At 56.6% G+C, this 24,624-nt stretch carries 18 protein-coding genes and 1 pseudogene; 13 read left to right on the plus strand and 6 right to left on the minus strand.

The window, feature by feature from the left end; all coding sequences use genetic code 11:
• The first annotated feature begins 39 nt into the window (after window positions 1-39).
• The 4 genes from QMP16_RS17395 to QMP16_RS17410 all read left to right on the plus strand — a co-directional run bounded on the left by QMP16_RS17395 (window position 40) and on the right by QMP16_RS17410 (window position 12,170).
• A complete protein-coding gene (locus tag QMP16_RS17395) occupies window positions 40-7,494 on the plus strand; it encodes a hypothetical protein (protein WP_282153409.1) in 7,455 nt (2,484 codons plus the stop codon).
• Between the two features lie 624 nt (window positions 7,495-8,118).
• A complete protein-coding gene (locus QMP16_RS17400) occupies window positions 8,119-10,212 on the plus strand; it encodes a tetratricopeptide repeat-containing sulfotransferase family protein (RefSeq protein ID WP_282153410.1) in 2,094 nt (697 codons plus the stop codon).
• 386 nt (window positions 10,213-10,598) lie between these two features.
• Window positions 10,599-11,231, plus strand: a complete 633-nt coding sequence (locus QMP16_RS17405) for a tyrosine-type recombinase/integrase (RefSeq protein ID WP_282153411.1) — start codon at window positions 10,599-10,601, stop codon at window positions 11,229-11,231.
• Window positions 11,232-11,516: 285 nt separating this feature from the next.
• Window positions 11,517-12,170, plus strand: coding sequence for a DUF2461 domain-containing protein (locus QMP16_RS17410; RefSeq protein ID WP_282153412.1), 654 nt, complete (start codon window positions 11,517-11,519; stop codon window positions 12,168-12,170).
• Window positions 12,171-12,375: 205 nt separating this feature from the next.
• Here the strand turns inward: QMP16_RS17410 and rpsU are convergent, their stop codons facing one another.
• Both rpsU and QMP16_RS17420 read right to left on the minus strand, forming a co-directional pair.
• The gene (gene rpsU, locus QMP16_RS17415) at window positions 12,376-12,576 is read right to left on the minus strand and encodes a 30S ribosomal protein S21 (protein ID WP_040700433.1); all 201 of its coding nucleotides are present in this window, start codon (window positions 12,574-12,576) and stop codon (window positions 12,376-12,378) included.
• Between the two features lie 314 nt (window positions 12,577-12,890).
• Window positions 12,891-13,478 carry a TetR/AcrR family transcriptional regulator gene (locus tag QMP16_RS17420; RefSeq protein ID WP_282153413.1) on the minus strand — a complete coding sequence of 196 codons (588 nt, stop codon included), beginning with the start codon at window positions 13,476-13,478 and terminating at the stop codon, window positions 12,891-12,893.
• A gap of 87 nt (window positions 13,479-13,565) precedes the next feature.
• Here QMP16_RS17420 and QMP16_RS17425 point away from each other — a divergent pair, with 87 nt between their 5' ends.
• The 4 genes and pseudogenes from QMP16_RS17425 to QMP16_RS23665 all read left to right on the plus strand — a co-directional run.
• Window positions 13,566-14,672 (plus strand): NmrA family NAD(P)-binding protein, encoded by a 1,107-nt coding sequence (locus QMP16_RS17425; protein ID WP_282153414.1) that lies wholly within the window; start codon window positions 13,566-13,568, stop codon window positions 14,670-14,672.
• A 47-nt stretch (window positions 14,673-14,719) separates the two neighbouring features.
• Window positions 14,720-15,292, plus strand: a complete 573-nt coding sequence (locus QMP16_RS17430) for a carbonic anhydrase (protein ID WP_282153415.1) — start codon at window positions 14,720-14,722, stop codon at window positions 15,290-15,292.
• Window positions 15,293-15,347: 55 nt separating this feature from the next.
• Complete coding sequence (locus QMP16_RS17435; protein ID WP_282153416.1) at window positions 15,348-15,836, plus strand: hypothetical protein; 489 nt, start codon at window positions 15,348-15,350, stop codon at window positions 15,834-15,836.
• A gap of 418 nt (window positions 15,837-16,254) precedes the next feature.
• Window positions 16,255-16,326, plus strand: a pseudogene (locus tag QMP16_RS23665) (IS6 family transposase); the annotation flags it as partial.
• 179 nt (window positions 16,327-16,505) lie between these two features.
• Here the strand turns inward: QMP16_RS23665 and QMP16_RS17440 are convergent.
• The 3 genes from QMP16_RS17440 to QMP16_RS17450 all read right to left on the minus strand — a co-directional run bounded on the left by QMP16_RS17440 (window position 16,506) and on the right by QMP16_RS17450 (window position 18,794).
• Window positions 16,506-17,411, minus strand: coding sequence for an ADP-ribosylglycohydrolase family protein (locus QMP16_RS17440; protein ID WP_282153417.1), 906 nt, complete (start codon window positions 17,409-17,411; stop codon window positions 16,506-16,508).
• A 14-nt stretch (window positions 17,412-17,425) separates the two neighbouring features.
• Window positions 17,426-18,211: an SDR family NAD(P)-dependent oxidoreductase gene (locus tag QMP16_RS17445; RefSeq protein ID WP_282153418.1), complete on the minus strand. Its 786-nt coding sequence runs from the start codon at window positions 18,209-18,211 to the stop codon at window positions 17,426-17,428.
• Window positions 18,212-18,332: 121 nt separating this feature from the next.
• Window positions 18,333-18,794: an ester cyclase gene (locus tag QMP16_RS17450; RefSeq protein WP_282153419.1), complete on the minus strand. Its 462-nt coding sequence runs from the start codon at window positions 18,792-18,794 to the stop codon at window positions 18,333-18,335.
• A 320-nt stretch (window positions 18,795-19,114) separates the two neighbouring features.
• Here QMP16_RS17450 and QMP16_RS17455 point away from each other — a divergent pair, with 320 nt between their 5' ends.
• The 5 genes from QMP16_RS17455 (at window position 19,115) to QMP16_RS17475 (ending at window position 23,662) form a co-directional block, all read left to right on the plus strand.
• Window positions 19,115-20,317 carry an ABC transporter substrate-binding protein gene (locus QMP16_RS17455; protein WP_282153420.1) on the plus strand — a complete coding sequence of 401 codons (1,203 nt, stop codon included), beginning with the start codon at window positions 19,115-19,117 and terminating at the stop codon, window positions 20,315-20,317.
• A gap of 86 nt (window positions 20,318-20,403) precedes the next feature.
• Window positions 20,404-21,132, plus strand: coding sequence for an ABC transporter ATP-binding protein (locus tag QMP16_RS17460; protein WP_282153421.1), 729 nt, complete (start codon window positions 20,404-20,406; stop codon window positions 21,130-21,132).
• The gene (locus tag QMP16_RS17465) at window positions 21,125-21,799 is read left to right on the plus strand and encodes an ABC transporter ATP-binding protein (protein WP_282153422.1); all 675 of its coding nucleotides are present in this window, start codon (window positions 21,125-21,127) and stop codon (window positions 21,797-21,799) included. The genes QMP16_RS17460 and QMP16_RS17465 overlap by 8 nt, the downstream gene beginning before the upstream one ends.
• Window positions 21,796-22,668 (plus strand): branched-chain amino acid ABC transporter permease, encoded by an 873-nt coding sequence (locus QMP16_RS17470; RefSeq protein ID WP_282153423.1) that lies wholly within the window; start codon window positions 21,796-21,798, stop codon window positions 22,666-22,668. The genes QMP16_RS17465 and QMP16_RS17470 overlap by 4 nt, the downstream gene beginning before the upstream one ends.
• A 1-nt stretch (window position 22,669) precedes the next feature.
• Window positions 22,670-23,662, plus strand: a complete 993-nt coding sequence (locus tag QMP16_RS17475; RefSeq protein ID WP_282153424.1) for a branched-chain amino acid ABC transporter permease — start codon at window positions 22,670-22,672, stop codon at window positions 23,660-23,662.
• Window positions 23,663-23,692: 30 nt separating this feature from the next.
• Here QMP16_RS17475 and gcvA read toward each other — a convergent pair whose 3' ends face one another.
• On the minus strand, window positions 23,693-24,616 hold the full coding sequence (gene gcvA, locus QMP16_RS17480; protein WP_282153425.1) for a transcriptional regulator GcvA: 924 nt from the start codon (window positions 24,614-24,616) through the stop codon (window positions 23,693-23,695).
• Window positions 24,617-24,624: the final 8 nt, after the last annotated feature.

Raw genomic sequence — 24,624 nt, forward strand, 5'->3', positions numbered from 1 at the left:
GCTATCCGAAATCACCAAGCAATCAGTTGGAGAAACCGAATGAATGGTCTTAAGACACGCCTTGCGTACAGTGAATGTGTCAGCTTTCTCAAGGCGACGACTGCGTTGCAAAGTGTAACTGGTTTGATCCGAGTTGGCGCGCACTTCAAAACGTCGGGCTATCTGAACTTGCCTTTGGCTTCGGTCGGTCTAATGGGCATTTGGATATTAACAGCCTCGTCAGCCACTGCGGCGTCCTGTGACACAAGCGATACTTCGTCCGCTGAGTATTTTTGTACCGGCGATGTTTTGGAAACTAACATTGACGCTACCGACCTTGATGACGATATCAGTGAAATCATCTTTAACGATATCGACTCGTCCGAATACGAAGGCACTTATGTGTTCTGGGTGGATAATACCGGCGATGAAGGCAACAGCCACGGCGATGATGGCGACGACGTCAACGGTATCCTTGTCTATTACGACGGAAGCGACTCCACCATCGAAGTCAGCGGGGGCGACGATACGCCTGTCATGTCATTCACTGGCGCGGGCGGGAAAGGTCACTCGGGCGAGGACAGGACCAGTGCCACCAGTAGCGGCAATGGTGGCAATGGTGGTGATGGCGGCACGCTTGAAGGAGCGCAAAGCCTAACCATTGTAGAAGGTACTGTCAGCGGCGACGGCTTTACGGCCGTGGAAGTCACGGCATCTGGGGGCAAAGGTGGTTCCGGCGGTCACGGCAAGAATTACTTGACGATCACCAATAGTACGGGCGGCAATGGCGGCAATGGGGGTGATGGCGCGGCGGCGGAACTGACTATAAATTTGAATGCGAACCTCAATATCAACGTCAATGGTGAGGACCAAGCCGGTATCTATGTCCTCAGCTCTGGCGGTGACGGGAATGATGGGGGTAAAGCCGAAAATGGTTCTGCGGCCTATGCCGGTGACGGAGGATACGGCGGCCGAGCTGGAGATGCGAATGTTTCTCAAGCTGAAGGGTCTACACTGATCGTTGAGACAGACGGCCAATTGGCGCACGCTGTCGAGGTGATCAGCCGGGGCGGCGATGGCGGCGACGGTGGAGATGCGACCAACATCCTCGGTGATGCCTATGGCGGCGATGGTGCTTCGGGCGGAGATGGCGGAACTGTCACGGTCGTAATCGAAGACGCAACGCTGACAACGCTTGGCGAAGATTCAATTGGTATTCTTGCGCGATCCTACGGTGGTGCCGGTGGGGACGGCGGTAGCGGCAACGCCGACGTTTTTGATGGCGACGGTGGATCGGCCAGTGGCTCTGGCAATGCAGGTGATGTCAACGTCACTTTCGGAGGGACCCTAACAACGACCGGCGATGGGGATGATTCCGATGACGATGGTGACGATGACACAACCACGTCCAGCGGCATTCTTGCACAATCGGTAGCCGGGTTTTCAGGCGATGCCGGAGATTCCAGTGGGACCTTTGTTGCTTGGGGCGCGTCATCGGAAAGTGCAGGCGATGGAGGTAGTGTTACGGTCACAGTGCTATCCGGCAGTACCATCGAAACGGCCGGGACATATTCCGTTGGCATCGAAGCGCAGTCCATTGGCGGCGGCGGCGGTAAAGGCGGCTCGGCTGACGCCATCTCATCTGTCGGAGGCGATGGCAGTGCTGGCGGCAACGGCGGTACAGTTGGCGTTTCGGTCGAGGGCAACAACGACACGACAATCACAACGACAAATAATTACTCGGCAGCCATCAGCGCGCAATCTGTTGGCGGCGGCGGTGGCAAAAGCGGCGGCGGAACAGGGTTGGCGTCAATCGGCGGCACAGGCGGAACCGGAGGAGATGGTGGCGAAGTTACCGTGTCGCTGGCCGCTGACCTCACGACGACGGGCGACTATTCAGAAGGCGTGATCGCTCAGTCGCTCGGTGGCGGCGGTGGCGTGGGGCATTCGACAGATGGTCTATTTAGCAGTGTCGGTGGGTCCGGCGGTGACGGCGGCAGTTCTGGTGCAGTATCGGTCGAGCATGTTCTTGGAAATATTTCTACTTCAGGCATAGATTCCGACGGTGTCGATTTGCAGTCCATCGGCGGCGGTGGCGGTAAGGGCGCCTCGTCCATGGATATCGGCGTAGAGGTCAGCGTTGTTGTGGGCTCGACCGGCGGCGATGGCGGTGACGGCGGCACAGTCAGGTATTCTGATAAGGATGACACCGCGTACTCAATCACCACGACCGAGGAGTACTCAGCGGGCATTTCGGCGCAGTCCGGCGGCGGCGGCGGCGGCAATTCCGGCAGTGTCACAAACATTACAGCAAGTGTTGGCGTTGGGCTAACGGTTGGGTCTACCGAAGATGCCTCCAGCGGCGGTAACGGAGATGCGGTATCCGTGGAAACGCATGCGGATATCACGACTTCGGGTGAGCATTCTGATGGTATCTTTGCGCAAAGCTATGGCGGCGGCGGCGGCAACGCAGGCCAGCTGGTGAGTGTTGATGTCGGGTATGATTTTGGGGAGGTTTCCGTCTCGACCGGTGGGTCCGGTGGTGCTGGCGGCGATGGCGGGGCGGTCAGCGTAACTTCAGCCGGCGATATTTCGACGTCATCGGCGCATTCCTTTGGCATTTATGCGCAGTCATCGGGCGGCAGCGGCGGCAAATCCAGCAGCATCTACACTGTCAATTCACCATCGGTCGATTCCATCGCTGTCTCGACCGGTGCCTCCGGCGGCAGCGGTGGAGATGCCGCTGCGGTCACGGTGAACAACTCGGGCGATGTGGCAACGGGCGAAGATAACTCTACGGCGATCTATGCCCAATCTGTTGGCGGTGGCGGCGGTAATTCCGGCACGACCTTTTCGTTTGATACTGTGTCGACGGCATCGGTAACGGTCTCTGTGGGCGGAGACGGCGGAGATGGCGGCAGTTCAGACGCCGTGTCCGTGACCAACTCAGGCAAGATCACCGCAAAAGGCGAAAACTCCGACGGCATTTTTGCGCAAAGTCTCGCGGGCGGCGGCGGCAATTCTGGCAGCACCTATTCCGGTTCGGGAATTTCGGGCGCCGATGTTGCAGTTGTGGTTGGTGGTTTTGCCGGGGACGGAGATACATCCGGGGCAGTCAGCGTCAAGAACACAGGCGACATCACTGTTTCAGGCTCAAACGGAAGCGCCATCTATGCCGAAAGCCGCGGTGGTAGTGGTGGTAAATCAGGGTCGGTCATGGCTTTTGATGTGGCGTCTTATGGGACAGTGGATGCCGCAGTGGGTGGTGAAGGCGGCGATGGCGGAGCCGCCAGCACCGTTTACGTCGAAAACTATGGCAATCTGACTGTCAGCGGCGACAACGGTGTGGGCATCTATGCCAATTCCCAAGGCGGTGAGGGCGGAAACAGCGGTACCGTCATCGCGACGTCTGCTTTTACAGCTGACGCTATCAGCGTCGGTATCGGTGCTGGCGGCGGCGCAGGCGGTACTGCGGATGACACAAGCGTCTATAACTATGGGTCAATTACGACGTCGCAGGACTTGGGCTACGGAATTTTGGCGCAAAGCATCGGCGGTGCCGGAGGCAACGGCAGCTCGGTGATCAGCGCGGATCTTCTGAGCGGCATTTTGTCGATTGATACCGGTGGTGTATCGGGTGATGTCGAAGTTGCGGTCGGCGGCGATGGCGGCGACGGAGGCACCGCCGGTACGGTTTATGTGGAAAGCAACGGCGCAATTTCGACCTCAGGTGAGAAAGCCTACGGCATTCTGGCTCAGAGTATTGGCGGCAACGGTGGATCAGGCGGATCCGCATATACGTTTGACTTCAACTTCCTGTCGACATCCTCGGCGACGATTAAAGTAACGGTTGGCGGCTCCGGTGCCGAAGGGGCTGCATCGGATGCAGTGCAGGTGGTCAACAATGACTGGATTATCACAGATGGTATTTATGCCCACGGCATTTTTGGGCAAAGCGTTGGTGGTTCCGGAGGGACCGGCGGTAGCGTCACTGCGGTCGGGATTTCGACGACAACGGAATATGACTTGGGTGTTTCGGTTGCGGTTGGCGGAGAAGGTGGCGATGGCTCTGCCGGTGCCGAGGTGGATATCACAAACAACGGCGCTATCAGAGTTCTGAAAAATGGGGCTGCCGGCGTCTATGCGCAAAGCATCGGCGGGGATGGTGGCGACGGCGGTTCCGCCACGACATACGTTCTGGATTACACCGCCGGCACTGGGAACAGTGGTGGTGTTTCGCTCTCTCTTGCAGTCGGTGGCGAGGGAGGAACAGGAAATGACGGTGATATAGTCAGCGTAACTAATTCCGGCTCGATCCATACGCATGGCTCCAGCGGCGATGGCATCTTTGCGCAGTCCGTAGGTGGAGGTGGAGGTGATGGCGGTTCGGCCGAGGCGACCTCAATAGCCTTTGTTTCAAGTGCAGAAGATTATACCAACATTAGCTTTGAGGTTGGTGTCGAACTTGGTGGTTCGGGCGGTAGCGGCGGCGACGGTGGCTTGGTTGATGTTGTCAACGAGGGTAGAATTGTCACAACAAATGACGTCTCGGTCGGCATTTTCGCGCAATCTGTAGGCGGCGGCGGCGGGACCGGCGGGGAATCCGGATCGACCAGCTCGTCGTCTTCGGATGGGTCAACATCCTGGGTCGATATCGCCGAAGAAATTGCCAGCGATGTTTGGGACACCGGTGTAAGCTTTTACACGGTCTATTCCCTTTACCAGAACTACAGCAGCTATTTAACCAACTGGACTGTCTCGATCGGCGGGGACGGCGGCGCGGCCGGGGACGGCGGCCAGGTGGATGTAAGTAACAGCCACACAATCACCACCTACGGTGTCGATTCAACAGCGATCTATGCCCAGTCCGTTGGCGGCGGTGGCGGGTCCGGCGGTACGGGCACCGGGGCATCGATCAAGACTAAAGTAGAGATTGGTGGGACCGCAGGCGCAGGTGGGCATGGCGGTTCCGTAAACGTCGTAAACTCCGGCGATATCACCACAAGTGGGACGCGCGCCAACGGTATCTGGGCGCAGTCGGTTGGCGGCGGCGGCGGTGATGCCGGAGATGTCGAAGGCGCGTTTGGAGCAGGCGTTGACGACCTTTTTGGTTCCAATTTTTCGATTGATATCGGCTTTAACTATGACGGCGACGCAGGCAATGGGGGTGACGGGGGTGACGTGTCGGTGCAATCCACCGATGCCGACATCAATATCTCTGGCGAAAACGCGGTGGGCATCTGGGCGCAATCTGTTGGTGGCGGCGGCGGTACAGCGGGCAGTATCGCACTGTCCTTCTATTTCGCAGGTTCAAACGGTGCCGAAGGCGACAGCGGTGACGTAGATGTGGCACTGGACGGCGCAAACGTCATCTCGACCGGTGACTATTCGTTTGGAGTCTTCGCACAATCCAGCAGTGGGTCTTATGAAACATCTGATGTCAGTGACCTGGACGACTATTTCACCTATGACGGTGACGCCTCCTACGAATCCGGCGACGTGAACATCAGCCTGTCAAACGGATCAAGCATTGACGTGTCAGGAGAGTACAGCCGGGCCATCCTGGCCGCATCAACTGGATATGACAGTGCTGGTACGATCTCCATCAATGTCGGAGAAGGCAGCTCAATCTCCGGCAGTGATGGCAATGCTCATGTGATTTCGCTCTATGACGGCAACAGCAATCTGATCAACAACTACGGTACGATTGCAGACGAAGATTTCACCGACACAAGCCGCGAAGACGACGTGTATGTGATCTATACGGATGTCTCCAGCGACGATTACGACAGCACTGGCACCGACGGCCAGGGCGCGATCACCATTTCCAACTACGGAACGGTTTCCGGCTCGATCAAACTGTTCGAAAATGCGACGGGCAGCACGTTTCAAAACGAGTCCGGTGGGGTGTTCAACATGGGGTCCATTGTCGATCTGGGTAGTGGTGGCGGTACCCTGAACAATCTGGGTACCTTGTCGCCCGGAGGGTCGGATCAGATCTTTACGTCGACAATTTCAGGCGGTGCGCTGGCACAGGGTAGCACTGGTTCGCTTTTGATAGATCTGGAAATGAACACGGCCTCCGACGATGAAAATGTCGACGTGATCATTGCCAATAAGGTGACCTCTCTTGAAGGGGCTGTGAAGGTAAACGCGACCGGGATCAACAAAGTTTCACATGGGACCAGCGGATCAGTTTTCGTTTTGGTTTCTGATGACCTTAGTGAAGAGGATCTGACCGTATCGGACACAGCGCTCGTTGACTATGATGTCGCGCTCGTTACGGGCGAAGATTTCACAATCGACGGGACGACCTATTCGGACACAAACGCCGTCGAATTGACCTATGCAATCAACGCAGCGCCTTCTGGCACAAATGAGAATACAACCAACATTGTCAACTACTTCGGGCAAGGCAATACGGCCGCAACAGGGTCAGGCAGTTCAACTGATTCCGAGACGGACGGATCTGCCGGCGGATCAAACGTACAGGCTGCAGTTGCTACAGTCTTCAATGAACTGTTGAACGCCGAAAGTGTGGAAGAACTCGAAACGATTTCTGCAGGCCACATTGTCGACGAAACAGGCGCCGCGCTGTTCGCGTCACGTCAAGCAAGCCACACCGTGCACAATAACCTGCGCTCTTGCCCTTCCCTAAATCGAGAAAACCCCGGTGGTTTCCTTCGTGAAATGGACTGTGGCTGGGTTGGTTTTATTGGAAGTGTGAGCAACTATGAAAACGCAGGAGGAGGCGCTTCCGTCGACGAAAGTACGTATGGCTTCACTGCCGGTGGACAGCGTATCGTCGACTCTGGGTTGATCCTGGGTGGGCTGCTTCAAGGTGAAGACGTGACGCTGTCTGGATCTGGATTCGATCAAGATGGTCACAGGTTCATTGCGGCAGCTATTCTTAAATATGAAAACGGCCCGCTAACTTTTTCCCTCTCAACGGCATATGGTCATCAGAACCTTGATCAACAGCGTCAATACACCGTCAGCGGGGTGGGTCACGAAGCGAATTCAGATGTGACAAGTCACAGCTTCTCAGCTGATGCGCGTGTAACTTATCTTCAGGAATTCAAAGCGAACTATTTGCGTTGGGGGATGGGATTGGGGCTGTATCACACCCGCCAGGATGGCTTTAGTGAATCTGGGGATGGCGCCCTGAACTGGGCCATTCAAAGCTCGGATGATACTGACGTGGTGCTGAGACCAACCCTGGAATTTGGCCGTCTATTTGGAGAGGGCGGTGACCTCGGACGAGTATACGCCTCTGCCGGGCTATCGGTAAATCTGACTGATCCAAGCAATCAGGTTAACGCCAGTTTGATTGGCTTAAGTGGTGATGAGCAGATGGCGCATGTGTTCAACTATGATCGCTACGCCGCTGAAGTTCGCTTTGGTTTGGACTATCAAATAGAGGAAAATACGCGGATCACCATCCGAGGCGGCGGAACCTTCTCAGAAAATTCCCGGACAGGTGATTTGTCAGTTACTGCACGTTGGATGTTTTAGGGATGATAGTGGTTTGTCACAAAGACGGATCTTTGCGCAGTTGGAGTAATTTCAGAGACCAATTCAGCGCAAAGCCGCTTTCAGTTGGTGAACGGCCTTTTTTATCATGACCAACTATCAGAGTAAGCGGTGTCTCAACCTGTCCATCGTCAGAGTCTTTCGGAGATCGTGGGCTGTCTCTCAACGGAGGCTCTGGTTCGATTTCTAATTTAGTTTAGGCAGTAGCGGCTGGGAGATGCACCGTATGCCATCCGAATAGTTGTGCGCCGTGTCCCGCCTGAAATGAACCTGATGGATGCGATTAGAATTTCAGGCCGCACCCGGAGGATACGGACCTTGTCGAACCGGCTATTCTCAAGAGTGTTGGAGCGGATTGTCTGACGTTTCATGTGCAAAAAGCGCGCCTTAATCAGGTCGAGCCGGATGTTGCGATAGATGACCAAAGCCAGAATCCGTGCAAAAACAAACGCATTTTATACTTAGGCACGGAGTAGTCGGTAATCAGGCAATCGTAGCTGTGCTCAGGGTTTCTATTGGTCATGGACGAGCCGCAGCGGTTGTTCTAGGCAGGTCTGCGGCGGTGGAATTAACCGCCGGACCGCACTGTAGATTGGAGTTCTCAGAATGCCTCAGGGCAAGCAAATGTCGGTTCAGGGTGCCTTTCGGCATGGTATGACGCATTATCAGAATGGGCAGCTGAAACCGGCTGTTCAGCTATTCACTGAAATCATTCGCGCGGCTCCGCAATACGCCCCGGCCCATCAGCTGCTGGGCCTGATCGCATTCCAGACAGGCCAGGTCGAGCCTGCAGTCAAAGCGATGACAGAGGCGGTCCGGCTACAGCCCGACAATGTCAACGTTCTGACCAATTTCACCGAGATCCTCCGATCCGCAGGTCGATTGGAACAAGCGTCTGAGGTCGGCAAGCGCGCCGTCCGGCTGGCACCGGGAAGTGCCGCAGCGCACTCCAATCTGGGGCTGGTCCACTACGATCAGGAAAACATGGTTGAGGCCCAGGCCTCTCAGGAACGAGCTTTGGCGCTGGACCCAGAGTTCGACCGGGCCATCAACAATCTCGGAAGTATTGCGCGTGACAATGGCGACCGAGAAAAGGCGGCAGAATATTACCGAATGGCATTGAAGATCAATCCGTGCTCGTCTGAAACCGCCAACAACCTGATCTCGGTTCTGATAGAGGCCGAGAAAGTCGCCCAGGCGCGCAGCACGGCAGAGGCACAGCTTGAACGTTTCCCTCATGACGCAGATCTACTTCGCAACTTTGGTCGAGTTCTTTTGCTTGAGAACAATCTGGACAAGGCGGAAAGTGCTTTTCGGAATGCGATCGCGCTGAAGGATGACAAGGCAGACAGCTATGTTGGGCTGTCGCAGATTCTGTTTGAAAAAAATCATCCGAAGCTTGCATTGATCGAGGCAGAGCACGCCTTGCGATTGGACCCGGAAAGCGCGGCGGCTTGTCATCAAGTTGGCCTAACCAAGGCGCATCTTGGCGATGCCGAGACCGCAATCGGCTTCTATGAGAAAGCGCTGGACCTAAAACCAGACCTGTCATCCAGCCGCATGGCGCTAGGGCATTTGGAAATCGAACGTGGCAATTTCAATGAGGCGCGCGCGCATTTTGAACGCGTCGCCACGACGACAGACGACCAGTTGAGTGCGACAATCGCACTGGCAAAACTGGAGGAGATTACGCCGGACAGCCCCGTTTTCCGGACACTGGAAGCGGCGCTGCCAGACGTGGCCTCGATGCTTCCGCAAAAGGCCACCGCCTATCACTATGCATTGGGCGAGTGTTATGAAAAATTAAAGCGTCACGAGGATGCTTTCGCCCAGTTCAAACGTGGTGCAGATATCAAACGTTCACTCACGAACTATGATCCGGCGGAAACAGATCGCCTGACAGATGATCTGATCGCAACTTTCGACCGCTCCATGATTGAGCGGTTGCAAAACCATGCGATCCCAAGCGACCGACCGATCTTTGTGCTGGGGATGCCCCGCTCGGGCACAACGCTGACCGAGTCCATCCTGAATGCCCATCCAAAAGTTCTTGGAGCGGGCGAGTTGAATGATTTACAAAACATATTCGGACGGCTTCGTGATACCGACAGCAACGTGCCAAAGGCTGTTAAGACCGCGAGCGGTGATAGGCTGAGGCAAAGGGCGCGCGACTATGTCGAAGCTCTTACCCAACACGCGCCCGACATGCCGTATATCGTTGATAAGATGCCCGCCAACTTTCAACTCATTGGGTTGATCCACGCACTGATGCCGAACGCCAAAATCGTCCACGTCGCACGGAACCCGTTCGACACCTGTTTGTCCTGTTTTACGAGGCTGTTTGAACGCAGCCAGCTTCACAGCTATGACCTCGTTGAGCTTGGTCGTTACTACAACAACTACAGCCGCATCATGGATCACTGGCGCGATGTTTTGCCGAAGGGTGCGTACTATAATGTCAAATACGAGGCGTTGGTCGATGATATAGATACTGAGGCGCGCCGACTGGTCAATTATTGCGGTTTGGCTTGGGACGACGCGTGTCTTGAGTTCCATAAAAGTAAACGTAGGATCCGTACTGCGAGCGTTCAGCAGGTGCGACAGCCGTTGTACTCATCGTCAAAAGAGAAGTGGCGGAAGTATGAAGCGCAGCTAAGTCCACTGTTCACAACAATTGCCGTTGCTCGACGCCAGGATTAGTAGCATTCGCTCGACCGGGTGAAAGTCGCGGCACTGTACTTTGCCCGTCTACCCGCAAGAGAATTACAGTTGCGAGCAAACGGGCAGTTGTTTCAAAGCTGTTTTTTGCCTCTCCGCGCCGAGTTCCGGTTTGTTATTCGGCCTGTGAGTTGATCTCATTCGATATGCTGCGCGCCACATGAACGGCAGTTTTATACGCTGCGAAGCGGCACCGATTATCACGCTCTTGCAGCATTTCTAGTTCTGCAAGCGCACGCAGCGTGAAAACCAAATTCACGGGATGGGCTCACTGCCGACCTCAGAAGCAGTGCAGTAATCATGTGATATGGTGCTTCGTCAACGTCGGGTTGTCGGTGTGGAGGGCATGGCGGATCGGAGGATCAGTCATGGAAACACCAAACTTACCGGCCATTCGCGCGCTTCGTCCAGCCTGGAACAAAGGACGTATCGTTGGCCAGAAACGGCCGCTGAAGCCAAAGCATGTCTGGGCAATCCGTGTTCGACTTGAATTGGCAGAAAGTCATCGCGACCTCGCACTGTTCAACATGGCGATCGACAGCAAGCTGAGAGGTTGCGACCTGGTGAAGATGAAAGTCGTTGACGTTATGGCATCTGGCCAGATCAAAGAACGGGCTTCCGTGTTGCAAAGCAAAACGCAGAAACCGGTGCGTTTTGAAATATCCGAAGGCACAAGAGCCTCGGTCGAGAAGTGGATTGAGGATGAACTCATGGTCGGCTCGGAGTACCTTTGGCCGGGTCGCTTCCATGAGCGTCTACATATCTCGACACGCCAATATGCACGGATCGTCCGCGATTGGGTCACATCGATCGGTCTAGAAGCTAGCCCATATGGCACGCATTCAATGAGGCGAACAAAGGTGACCCAGATCTACAAGAAGACCGGCAACTTGCGGGCGGTTCAGCTTATGCTTGGGCACACAAAAATGGACAGCACGGTCCGATATCTGGGCGTCGAACTTGAGGACGCGCTGGCAATCGCCGAGGCCATTGAAATATAGTAAATTCGGGCCGTCTTCGAGGGCGGCCCAGTGCCGACATTGATGGCCCTGTCCCTAGCTGTGGCTCAACTCCCCAAACCGGACATTCATCGTTGGCGCAGCATTTTCGTTGTTCGGGACCGAACGTTACAGACAACACGTAAGTAGTGGTTGTCCATTCCATCACCGGTGCTGTCTGTCAGGCGCTGAGTTACAATCCATGGCGGTTACTCTGAATAAGCCTTACAAGAGTGCAATGGGAACGCAGTCAAGCCTCTTGGCAACTGCGAAACAGGAGTTGCGCCCGTGGTAGAGCCAGAAACATTTGCGTTCCTTGCGGATCTCGGAATGAACAACCGCAAAGCCTGGATGGACGAGCACCGCGAAGAACGCGATGACGCCTTGCGCAATTTCGCTGGTATCGCAATGACACTGCACGACTATGCTGATCGCTTTGATCCTTTCGTGGCTGAGGCCGGGATCAAACCGAAGCGAAGCTACACCAAATTCTTTCAGGCACCACGAGACCGCATCGGGCGTGCTCTATACCGCTCGGACGTGGATGTCTTTGCCAATGCAGGTGATCCCGAAGAAAGCTTCGGATACTATCTCCACATAGAGCCAGAAAATTGCTACGCAGGAGCTGCGCTTTTCAAACCTTCCAAGGCCGCGCTCGTCCGAATGCGAACGCGTTTGATCGATGATCCGAGCGGCCTGACAGCCGTCTTGGACGACCCTGAGTTTAAGAAGACTTTCCCAGACGGACTTGTCACGCGAAAGGCGTTGGATACTGTGCCGGAAGGCTTTGCAAGTAACGACCCCGCCGCGCCCTATCTGAAAATGGCTGGCCTGGGATGCCGCAAAGATTTGCCAGACGCTCTGCTGCTTTGCGACGAGGTAATCGATCTGCTGATTGAGATCTTCCGCGCCGCCCGCCCGCTGGTGAACTACTTCGACTGACTCTGCGCAGAAAGAATTGTGCAAGTGGGGTGTTTTCGCGGATGGCGCTTCATCCGTGAACACAGTCTGCGTTCTCGGCAATGTGCAACGCGTGCTGCATGAAGCTAATTCGTAGCACTCTCACTTCAAATAGCTCGTTGATACGTAAAACCCCCGCTGCCATCGGACAACAGGGGCTGTTTTTCAGCGTCGAGGAATGATTACATCATCCTTCGCGTTCCAACTTCTTACGTGCCAGCTTTCTGGCGCGGCGGATCGCTTCAGCTTTCTGGCGCGCGTTTTTCTCAGACGGCTTCTCGAAATGTTGCTTGAGCTTCATTTCACGGAAAACGCCTTCCTTCTGGAGCTTTTTCTTAAGAACCCGAAGGGCCTGATCGACATTGTTGTCGCGAACACTAACCTGCATGTGGTTTACACCACCTTTCTAGTCTGAAGTTTGCAATGATTTGCAGGAACAGGCTGAATAGCGATCTTGCCCTAGAATGTACAGCATAACGAGTGCAGGTTGGCCTGAGGGTAATCGTCATGCTCACTGCATCGGCAATTTAGGCTAGATGACATCGAATTCGCACACGGCCCAAACCAGCCGTTTGCCTCACCACTCGACGCTGCAGCGCAGCCTGCGCATTGCTGCCGTTCGTGCACCTTGCAGCATTGTCGAATAGCGGGTGACGGCAAACCACAACATAGCCGTCAAATTCTCGGGATACTCTGCCACAGTTAGGATCTTTCTTTCGGCCAATAATCCTGAAGCAAACCTATGGCTGTGCGCCCTGCTTCCAGCGCTCGGTCTGCCTCTTCTTCTGATTCCGTCAGACGAGCCAGGGTAATCGTGCCCATCAAGAGCGCCATCGCAGCTAAGCCCTGACCCGAACCGGTTTCCGACGTGTCCTGCAAAAGGGCCGCCATGCGATCTAACGCCTGTGCGCCCACTTGATGGGGCGCGCCCGTTGTGCGGGCAAGCTCTGTTCCCATCGCCGCCAACGGACATCCGTTCCGACTATCTTGAGCGTGAGCTTGGGAAAGATACTTAGCTATGTAGCTTCGGCGCTCCTTCTTTCGCCCTTCGCTGGTTTCTTCGCGCTCCATGTCGGAAACCACATCGTCGACTGCGTGCCAGAAGGCTGTCGCGATCAAATCCTCTTTCGACTCGAAGTGCCGGTAGAAACCGCCATGTGTCATTCCGGCTGCCTTCATGACGTCAGCGACGCTGGTCGCTTCGACCCCGCGTTCGCGGAACAACTGCGCTGCAGCATCCAGTATCCTGTTGTGACTGCGCTGTTTCTCCGCTTCCGACATCCTCGGCATTTTCGCGCTCCCAGACGGGGTTGACATTTAAGATTACATGTATCATCCAAATTATAGATTGCAACCATAATCTAAAGGAGCGTGCCCGTGCCTGCCAACCCCAAGATCCTAGTCACAAGCGCAAGCGGTAAGACCGGATCGCAAGTTGCACTTCAGCTCAGAGCCAAGACTTTTCCTGTCCGTGCGTTCGTACGTCAGAGGGATCATCGTTCTGACCTGCTTGAGCGCGCTGGCGCTGAACTATTCGTGGGTGACCAGTATTCGCTGAGCGACATGCGCAAAGCCATGAAGGGCGTGCAGCGGGCGTATCAATGCGCTCCGACAGCACCCAACGGGCTGCACTTCAATGCGGTCTTCACCGCTGCGGCTTACGAAGCAGAGGTTGAACACGTCGTTACACTTAGCCAATGGCTTTCGAGCGTAGATCACCCATCACTGTTTACGCGCGAAGTTTACCTGGGCGACATCCTGATCGGCATGCGCCCCGAGATGTCCGTAACCACGGTGAATGTCGGATGGTTTGCAGAAAACTACCTGATGGTACTGGGCATGGCGGCCCATCTTGGGCAGTTCACGATGCCGCTCGGCGACGGCGACGTGAAGAAGAATGCCGCCCCCTCAAACGAAGACATTGCCCGCGTAGTTGTCGGTGCCTTGACGGATCCGGCACACCATGCAGGCAAGACATATCGTCCCACGGGCCCAACGCTGTTGTCACCCAACGAGATCGCTGAAGCAATGGGCCGCGCGCTGGGGCGGCGGGTACGTTATGTCGACATTTCCGAGCGTATGATGGTCAAGGCGCTGAAAGCCCTGCGCCCAGCAAACTATTCGGAAGCGGCAGTCACCCAGCTTGCAATCTATTCAGAAGAGTACAGGCGAGGTGCCTTCGCGGTGAACGCCCCAACCGAAGACGTGTTCCAAGTCAGCGGGCATGAACCTGAAGCCTTCGAAAGCATTGTACGGCGCAAGGTCGCTGATCAACCGGACTTGGTGCGCAGCCAGTCCCGCAGCATAGGCGCGATCGGCAGCTTTCTGAAGATCCTCACGACGCGCTCCTTCGATCTTGATCGCGCCCAGATGCAGCGAGACTATGTACAGCTTTCGTCCCCGTCGTATTGCCAAGACGACGCCGCGTGGGCGGAAAGTCACCAACCCACCGCCAGAAAGACCGCACCGATGCGTGTCGCCTGAGACTGCGCGAGACGAAGGATTGACCCACCCGACGAAAGGACATTTTTATGAACGTTCAAAATGAACTCATCACTCGAAACCAAGAATTCGCGGCGGGCTTTGACAGTGCTAACCTGCCGATCCTGCCAAAGTTGCGAACGGTTGTTCTGACCTGCGGCGATGCCCGGGTCGATCCCGCGCACATCCTCGGGCTGGAGCTTGGTGATGCGGTTGTAATCCGAAACAATGGCGGACGGGTTACACGCGCCGCAATCGAAGAAATCGCCACCCTCGCCTTTCTGGTGAGCGTCATGACGGAGGGCCGCGAACAGGCGTTCAACGTAATCCTGATGCAGCACACACAATGTGGAGCCCAGCGGCTGTCCAATCCAGACCTTCAGGACGCGCTGCTGAAAAAGCTTGGGATAGATGTGTCCGAGTACGCGATCACGGATCAGGAAAGCGACCTTTTCGCAGACATCAAGCGCCTAGCGGTAGCATCGGAGGTACCGGACGCGATCACCGTCTCAGCCTTGCTTTGTGATGTCGCCACTGGAATAGCCCACGAGATTGCTCCGGCCGCATCATTGGGGGCGATCCGGGCCGAGGTGAGCGTATCGCAAACTGCGGTTCGAGGGTGAAGGTCTGCCTACCTCCAATTCACGTAAACAAACGCATATCGAAAGGACCGATCAGATGACGCCCACAGTGATATTCCTTCTTCAGTTCGCGATGAGTCTCTTTGTCTTTGCTCTGATCGCGGCGTGGTACATTGCACCCTGGCTTGCACGGCTGTCGGCGGCGGCAGCGCTCTCAATCCTGCTGTTGCCACATGCTTTCCGACACATCGGATTGAGCTTCTTGGTACCAAATCTCAACAACGGAGGGTTGCCCGAGGCGTTCGCAACCAGCGCCAGCTATGGCGATCTACTTTCGGCGTTTCTGGCAATCGCCGCGCTTATCGCTTTGCGATGGGGATCAGTGGCCGCCCTTCCGTTGGTGTGGGGTTTCAACATCCTTGGTACTGTAGATCTGGTGAACGCCTTGCGCCAAGCCGAGGCAATTAATTACTTTGGCCCCACTTGGTTCATTCCAACATTCTTTGTCCCGGTACTTTTGGTCACACATGTGATGATCTTTGCACGGCTGTTGAAGGCAGATTGGCCCAAGACGGCGTCGGCATGACAGAACAAATGTGCTTCTCAGGCAGGCAGTGCTGCTGCCTGCCCCACTGAGTCTCACGGCCCAGAGCTGCACTTGTAGTGCTGCGGTGCGGTCCGTCGAACCTGCCGTTCGCTGCGGGTGCAAAATTCAGCGGCGACCGAACTCACAGTCGTACAATCCAGACATTCGCTGCAGGCGCGCAGTTCTTTCACCGAAAGAGGTCAGTCGCGCCTGTATGTTTGATAACTTACTGATTTTTTCATCACAGGTCAGTTCCTGCCTGGAACCTGTCCGTTTCGCCAATTCGCGGAACTGGCCGCTTAAAGCGTGGCTGCAGCGCGATACCTGCATTTAGCAAGAAACTTTGCAACAGATCCGTTGACGCTCGTCAGCGCTACGAGTGAATGGCTATCGGTATTTTCAATTCGAAGGCCAGCTCATGATCTCGTTCAAAGGCGCACAATATCCCAAGGATGTGATCCTCTTTGCTGTGTTCTTTTACTTTCGATGGTTCCGTTGCAAACTTTCGGCCATTGACGCTTTCAGATTTAACGAGTGAATGACTAGTCGGTCGTATCTGCTGGAAAACTGACGCCACTCAAGTCCAAAAAACTGGGGGTCGCTTGGCAATGCCAGCGCCACCCAAATCATTTGTGAATGTGATTGAAGGGGCCAAGCGCTCCTTCGGGATTACAGCTTGAGCTGATCCAGCAAGTCCTGCACCTGCGCTCGATTGTTCAGCCGCGCGGCCCAGTCTTCGGGCACACCGCAAAGCGCCCCGGCCAGCGCACCCAGCAGTATGGCCCGGCCACAGCTGTCGCCACCAGATAAGATATTGGTGCGGATCGCGTCAGCGTAAGACCCGGCTGTCAGAATGTTGTGCAATACGCTGGGAACGCCATTTTCCAGTTCGCAGGCCAGACCCAGTTCACTGGTGATCTCCGCGTTGGTGCGATCCGTGGCGGCGCGGGCTAGGTCCAGCCGGGGCAGGATCTGCGGATCAGCTGCGCCCACTGCAGCTTCGGCGATCTGGGCTTTGGATTCCCCGTCGCGCGCGGCGATCAACATGGCGGTCGCGACCGCTCCGTAAAGATCGGCGATCTCGGTCGCGTTGGTGGTGCGCACCGCGTCCGCGGCGTGGCGCTCCTGACCGGCAGCCACCAGTGCAGGCAGTTTGGCAATGGCGGGCAATTGCACGTCATTGGCCCCCTGCGGCGCGTCAGCGTCACCCTTTGCGAGATTGTCGAGCGTTTCACGGGTCGCGTGGTCGATATAGCCGGAATAGGTCCCGCCATACCCGAAATGCGCGGCAAATTCGGCGTTATACACCGTTTGGTCATAGGTGCCACCAGACGCCGCCAGCGCCCGCAGCAGCACCATCAACTGTTCCCCATACTGGGTCAGGTCGCCGGGGCGTTTCAGCGGGTGCGCGAAATAGGCTGGGACGCCTTCGAAATCCTTGGCCGTTGTGGCGCGGAATTCGGGTGTGTCCCCTGCAAGTTGGGCTATGCGGGGTTGATCATACAACCAGTGCAGCCCCAGCGAGGCCGCATCGGCGACCAGCGCGCCCATGATCAGATTACAGTTGGTATTCATGACTTTACCCACCTTTAGCCTTGGACCGTACCGCGATCAGCGTTCAATTTCTGTCCGGTGATATTTGCCGCCAGCGGGGACGCCAAGTAAAGGTAGCTCAAGGAAACGTCATCTGCCTTTTGGACGCCAGGCAGAGATTGACTGGCGCTGATTTCGTCTTCGATCACGCCTTCTGAAACGCCCCGGTCCTGCGCCATTTCGCGCAAGGTGTTAAGGGCCGGACCGGTCAGAACCCAGCCGGGGCAGACGGCGTTGACGCGAATGCCTTTTGGCCCAAGCTCCTTCGCCATCACGCGCATGAAGCCGATATTGGCGTGTTTGGATGAGATATAAGCGCTGAGATCCGGTTCCGCCGTGGTGCCCCAGATCGAGGCGGTGATGATGATCCGCCCGCCTTGGCCCATCAAAGGCACAGCGGCACGGGTGGTCAGATAGGTGCCGTTCACATTGATGTCGATGACGCGGCGAAACCGTGCCTCGGCCTCATCGCTTTGATCGCTGATCGGCGTGACGTCTTCCAGACCGGCATTGGCCACGAACACATCCAGCGCGGGGATCTGCGAAAACACCTCTTTCACGCGGGCGCTGTTGGTGATGTCACAGGTCCAGCCCGTGACATTGCGCCCGGTTTCCTCGGCCAGATCCAGGGCGACCTGATGGATTTCCTCTCCTTGGGACAGGATGTGCAAATCGGCCCCATGCAGCGCAAATGCGTGGGCCACGCCAAGGCCGATGCCACGGCTTGCGCCTGTCACCATCACCGTCTGGCCGGTGAAATCGAGGCCGGAAATCAGTTCCATATCAGGTCTCCTGAAGCAGATAACCGGGTCGCGCCCGGGGTTTGGATCAATGAAACGCCAAAAGGCCAGGTACAAATGTACCTGACCGTTTTGAGCGGTGGAGCGAAGGTGCCGCGGGGGCTCACTTCTCGGTGCCGTCAACACCTGCGATGTTCAGATGGGGCAGGGGCATGACGCCCAGCTGGAAGAACAGGCCCAGCGTGTCTTCGTGATAGAGGTAATCAGTCACTTTGCCGTTCTCGTCGAATTTGAACCACTCGGCGCCGTAGATGTCGACTTTTCGGCCCGTGCCCGGGATGCCGTAGAAATCACCGGTATGGGTGCCGCGCAGGCGGAAACGGGACATCACGGTGTTGCCGTCAGCAACCAGATCAATCGCGTCTTCGTGGATGTCGGGGAAGGCCTCGCGCCAGAAGCTGACAAGCTTCTTGAAACCATCACGACCAGAAGGCCAGCCATCCAATAGAAGGCCGTGGCTTAGGTCTTCGTTGAAGATTTCGTCGACGCGTTTCATATCGTTTTTGTTCCAGCAGGTGGCATAAATGTCGGCCACCGTGGCCTTGTTGCGCTCTTGATCGGTCATGTATCTCTCCGGTCGGTAATTCTGTTCCCGGGAAGTGTGACTACTCAACGTTGCTTGTGTCACCCGATGAAACCTCATGTCTTGGCTGAAGAGAATTCAGGCACGGGACTGAAAGAGTTGCGCCTATGAAAAACGTCAACGCCGCTCAACCAAACTGGTTCCAGCATGCTGAGGGGTGTCTGTCCTGTCGCATGAAGCGGCTGAACCTTCATATGGCGGTGGCGCCCGGAACCTCGGTTCCAATCTGCAGACAGGCTGAGCAATGCATCCTTCTGTGCCGCCGCCAACCGCAACCTGTTCCAATCGGGAGGAATAAAAAAATGGCTAACACGTTTCTGAAATCAACCTTTGCGGCTTGTGCCCTGGGTGCAAGCGCCACTTTGGCGCTGGCCGACACAATCTCGCTGGGCGCTCCGATCCCGCTGACTGGTTATTTCGCCGCTGACGGTGAGACGATGGAACAGGCGATCAACCTGGCTGTGGGTGAGATCAACACCGAGGGTGGCCTGTTGGGCAACCAGATAGAAGTGGTCACCTTCGACATCGGCGACCTGACACCGGATAAGTTGGCGGCCGCGGCGGCAAACCTGATCGAACGCGGTGGCGTCAGCGCTCTGATCAACGGCTATGGCGGTATGGGCCCGGATATCCCGGCCTTTTGCCCCTATGGCATCCCCTATATCCACAACGACGCGGTGGCAGGTGTGATCGATCTGGCCGAGCGGATGCGCTGTAATGCGATCTTCAACGCCTCTGACATCGATCTGAACTATGGCAAAACTCAATTCGACATGATGATGACCACCGGTCACGCGTTCGAAACCAAGCGTCTGGCCATCGTGCATGGCGATTTCGAATGGGACATCAACAACGCGAATTCCATGGCCGAAGCCGCCGAAGTTGCGGGTTGGGAAGTCGTCTATGTGCAGGAAGTGCCCTATGACACCGTGGAATGGACCGGCATCCAAAGCCAGATCCGCGAAGCGCAGCCTTCGCTGATCCACCTGGAGGCGCTGGAGCCTGCGGTCGCCACCACCTTCCTGTCGCAATACAAGGAAAACCCTGCGGGCGATGCCCTGCTGAATGTGGGCTATATCGGGGCCACCACCGGTTTGGATGACGTGATCGCGCAAGGTCAGGCCGAAGGTCTGCTGTCGTTCACCCTGAACGCGCATCAAGACAATGAGGCCGGCAATGCCTTTGTCGAACGCTGGGAAGCGGCCTATGGGTTTGAACCTTCAGTCAGCCTGGCCGCTGCCGTCTATGACATGGTCTATATGTGGGCCGCTGCGGTCGAGCAGGTGGGCGATGCCTCGGACTATGATGCCGTGGCCGATGCGATCCGGACCATGAAATACCAAGGCCTAGTAGGCACCTTTGATTTCAACGAGCGCAACTTCATCAACAACGGATCCGCCACGCAGCCCGCGCAGCTGTTCCAGGTGCAGAACGGCGAACGTGTGCGTCTGGTTGTCGGTGACCAGAAAGTTGGCGAGATCACCCAGCCTGCCTGGATCAACTAACACTCCCCCCAACTGGTCGCGCCCATGCAATTTGCTATGGGCGCGGCATTATTTTCTACAATCGGATCAGCACAGGAATACGCGGTATGACGCAAATGTCGCTGGAAAATGTCACGATGCAGTTCGGACCGTTCCGGGCGCTGACCGATATGTCCTTTCACATCGAACGCGGCGAGATTCTGGGCGTGGCCGGGCCGAACGGCGCGGGTAAATCGACCCTGATGAATGTCTGCACCGGCGGTCTGCAGGCCACAGCCGGGCAGGTCATTTTCAACGGTCAGGACATCACCCGGTTCAAACGGCATCACCGCTGTGGGCTGGGCATCGCGCAGACGTTCCAGATCCCCACGCTGTTGTCCTCGGTCACTGTGGGTGAGAACCTGCTGGCCGGGCAGGTTTTCGGGCGCGAAGTGCGCGGTGAGGATACCGGGATCTCGATGCGGGATATCCTGTTCCTGACCCAGCTTGAGGACCATCTGGCCATGCCCGCCGCGCAGGCGGATTTGCTGACGCGCAAGCGCATCATGCTGGGCGCGGCTTTGGCGACGGGCCCCGAGATCATCTTTATGGACGAACCGCTGGGCGGTCTGAACGCCGAGGAGATCGTCGAGTTCCTGCAGGTCATCCGCCATGTGCGCGAAGAGCTGGGCATCACCATTGTCATGGTCGAACACAAGACCCGCGCCCTGGCCGAAATCGCCGACCGCGTACTGATCATCAATTTCGGCGAGTTTGTCATGCTCGACACCCCACAGGTCGTGCTCAACGACGACCATGTGGTCGAAATCTATCTGGGAAAGAGACACGATGCTTGAGGTTGAGGGTATCAACGCCTTCTACGGCGATTTTCACGTGCTGCACGATGCCTCGCTGCGCGTTGGCAAAGGCGAGTTGGTAGCCGTGGTGGGTGCCAATGGTCACGGTAAAAGCACTTTGCTCAAGGCGATTTGCGGGCTGACTCCGGTGAAGTCGGGCCAGATCCGGTTCGAAGGTAGCGACATCGCCAGGCGCAAGACCCCGCATCTTGTGAGCCAGGGACTGGTTTACGTGGCCGAGGACCGCCGTCTGTTTCCCGACATGACCGTTCTCGAAAACCTGCAACTTGGGGCTTATCTGTCCGGCGCCAGAGCCCAGGAGGCGCAAAATCTCGACCGGATTTTCACACTTTACCCCCGTCTGGCCGAACGCCGTAAACAGTTGTGCCGTTCGTTGTCGGGGGGTGAGGCACAGATGGTGGCGCTGGGACGCGGGCTGATGTCGAACCCTTCTCTGCTGGCGATTGACGAGCCGTCACTGGGTCTGGCCCCGAACCTGACCGAGATGATGCTGAAGACCGTTTCGCAACTGAACAAGGACGGGCTGACCGTCCTGATCGTGGAACAAAGCCTAGCGCTGCTTCAGGGCATGATCGACCGGGTCTACTCCATCGAAGAAGGCATTGTGCGTGAAACTGATGCTGACAATATGCAGGAAGTGCTATGACGCAGATACTTGAAATTCTGATCAGCGGCATCACCCAGGGCGCGGTTTATTGCGTCGTGGCAGTGGGCTTGTCGCTGGTCTATGGCGCATCACGCATTCTGAACTTTGCCCATGGTTCGCTCTATTCGCTGGGCGGGTTTCTAGCCTGGTATCTGGTTGTTGGCGGGCCGGGCCTGCCGCTGTGGCTGGCGTTTCTGCTGATACTGCCAGTGCTGGCGCTGACCGGTGTGGTCATTGAGCGCGCCGTCATTCGGCCTCTGCGCGGGTCAGACAACTGGAAGATCAACACGATCATGGTGACGCTGGGTCTGGCCTTTATCATCGAAAACGGGCTGCAACTGGTCTTTGGCCCCGGCACCCGCACCATTCCGCCCTTCGTCGAAGGAACACTCAGCATCGGTGGCATCACGATCACCTGGTACAAGCTGTCGATCTTTGTGATCTCGCTGGCGCTTGTGGGTGCGCTGGAACGGTTTCTGTCGGCCACCCGCTATGGTCAGGCCGTGCGCGCGGTCAGTCAGGATATGCAGGGCGCCAATCAGGTGGGAATCAACGTCAATCAGGTGTTTTCCACCACTTTCGCGCTGTCGGTGGTGCTGACCGGTGTGGCGGGCATCCTGCTGGCCCCGGTGTTCCTGGTTTCACCGCTGGGGGGCTGGGCGCCCTTCCTCAAGGCCTTTGTGATCGTGGTTCTGGGCGGTCTGGGCAGCACCAAGGGCGCGTTTGTGGCGGCTTTTATCCTGGCCGTTCTCGAAGCCTTTGTCATTTTCTATATCGGCCCAAGTTGGGCCATGCCGGCCTGGTTGTTGATGCTGATCGTCGTTTTGATGGTCCGCCCCAAAGGCCTGTTTGGTGTGTGGGAGAACTGAGATGTCCGCAAAAGTAAACGCGACCCTTGCCAAGATTCCGTCGGTCTTTACCGGCACCGGGCTAAAGCGGGACTCGATGCTCTATTGGGCCGTCGTGGCCGGGCTGGCCTTGCTGGGCGGGCTGATTGGGGACAGCTATGTGCACCACATCCTGATCCTGGTGTTCATCTGGTGCATCGTGATCGCCAGCTGGGATCTGATTCTGGGCTATGCCGGGATCTTCAACTATGCGCAGCTGGTGTTCTTTACCTTTGGCGCCTATGGCTCGGCGATGCTGTCGATCTATGCCGGGCTGACGCCCTTGCTGGCGATTGCTGCCGCGGCGGGAATCGGGGCGGTGATCGGATTGATCGTGGCGGTGCCCAGCCTGCGGCTGAAGGGCGAATATGTGGCCCTCTTTACCTTTGCGGTGCATCTGGCGCTTCCGCCGCTGATCCAGCAGGGCAAGGCCATTGGCATGGGTGGCAATACCGGCCTGCTGGGTATTCCGTGGCTGAAGCTGTTCGGCTATCAGGTGTCGTCGATCGACAAGCTGACCTGGTATTGGGTGGCGCTGGCCTTTGGCGCGGTCTGTGTTTACCTGATCTATTTCATCGTGTTGCGCGGGCGCATGGGTCTGGCCTTTATCGCCATGCGTGATGCCGACACTTTTGCGCAGGCCATCGGGGTGAATGAGTATAGATACAAGATGCTGGCCTTTGTCGTCTCGGCCGTGTTCACCGCCGTGGCGGGCGGGCTATATGCCCATTACACATCGGTGGTGACGCCCAAAGTGCTTGGGACCGAATTCTTTCTGATGGCGATGGTCATGCTGGCCATCGGCGGCATGGGGCGGTTCCCGGGCGCGGTGCTGGGTGTGTTCATCGTGGTGATCGGCAACGAATTGCTGCGAAGCTTTGATGATTTCCGCCTGCTGCTGCTGGGTTTCGCCGTGGTGCTGACGGTGATCTTTTTGCCCAATGGCGTGGCCGGGCTGTTTGCCAAACGCAAATGAACAAGGCCCGCCCCGAAACCGGGGCGGGCTTCATTCAAAGAATTCGCGCCCGTAATCGCTGTCGCGGAACTGATCGGCCTGATCCAGCAGCCAGTTCTGGAACGCCTCGATCTTGGATTTGCGCGCGGCGGAATTGGGGCAGACCAAGTAATAGCTTTTGTTTTTGATCTTGGCAGGATGCGGTACTACCAACCGCCCATCGGACACATAGCGCGCCGCCGCGATCAGACTCACGAGGCTGACGCCATGCCCGTCACTGGCGGTCAGCAGGCACATATGTTCCTCGGAATAGGTCACAAAAGGGCGGAACCCGGCGGGGGTGATGCCATGTTGCGCCAGCCATTTCTGCCAGCTGGGATCAGCCTCGGAATAGCCGGACCATTCATATTGGATCAACCGGGCCGAGGCCAGATCTTCGGGTGTTTGTAAGGTCTTGGCCAGTTCAGGCCTGCACACAGGGGCGACAAAATCGTCCAGCACCCAGGCGCAATGCATGTCCGGGTAATCGCCAAACCCGTAGCGGATGGCGATGTCCACTGGCTCGGCCTTGAAATCGGTGACCTCATCACAACCCAGAATGCGCACCGACAGACTAGGATACAGCTCGGCAAATTGCGCAAGACGCGGGCTGAGCCAGTTTGAGGCAAATGAGGTGGTGGTCGATATCGTCAGATCGCCATCAATATCATCCTGCGCCAGAGCATCGGTGCCTGCTACCAGATGTTCAAACGCGGTCGAGATATGTTGAGCATAGATCGCGCCATCTTGGGTCAGGGTGACAAACCGGTTTGACCGGTTCAGCAATTGCAGACCTAGATGGGTTTCCAACGATTTGACCTGATGCGACACCGCCGTGGGCGTCACGCACAGCTCATCCGCGGCGTCCTTGAAGCTCAGGTGTCGGGCGACGGCCTCAAAGGCTTGAACGCTTTTTAGATTGGGAAGTCGGGACATGTGCAAGC

The sequence above is a fragment of the Ruegeria atlantica genome (assembly GCF_947495585.1).
Classification (GTDB): domain Bacteria; phylum Pseudomonadota; class Alphaproteobacteria; order Rhodobacterales; family Rhodobacteraceae; genus Ruegeria; species Ruegeria atlantica_G.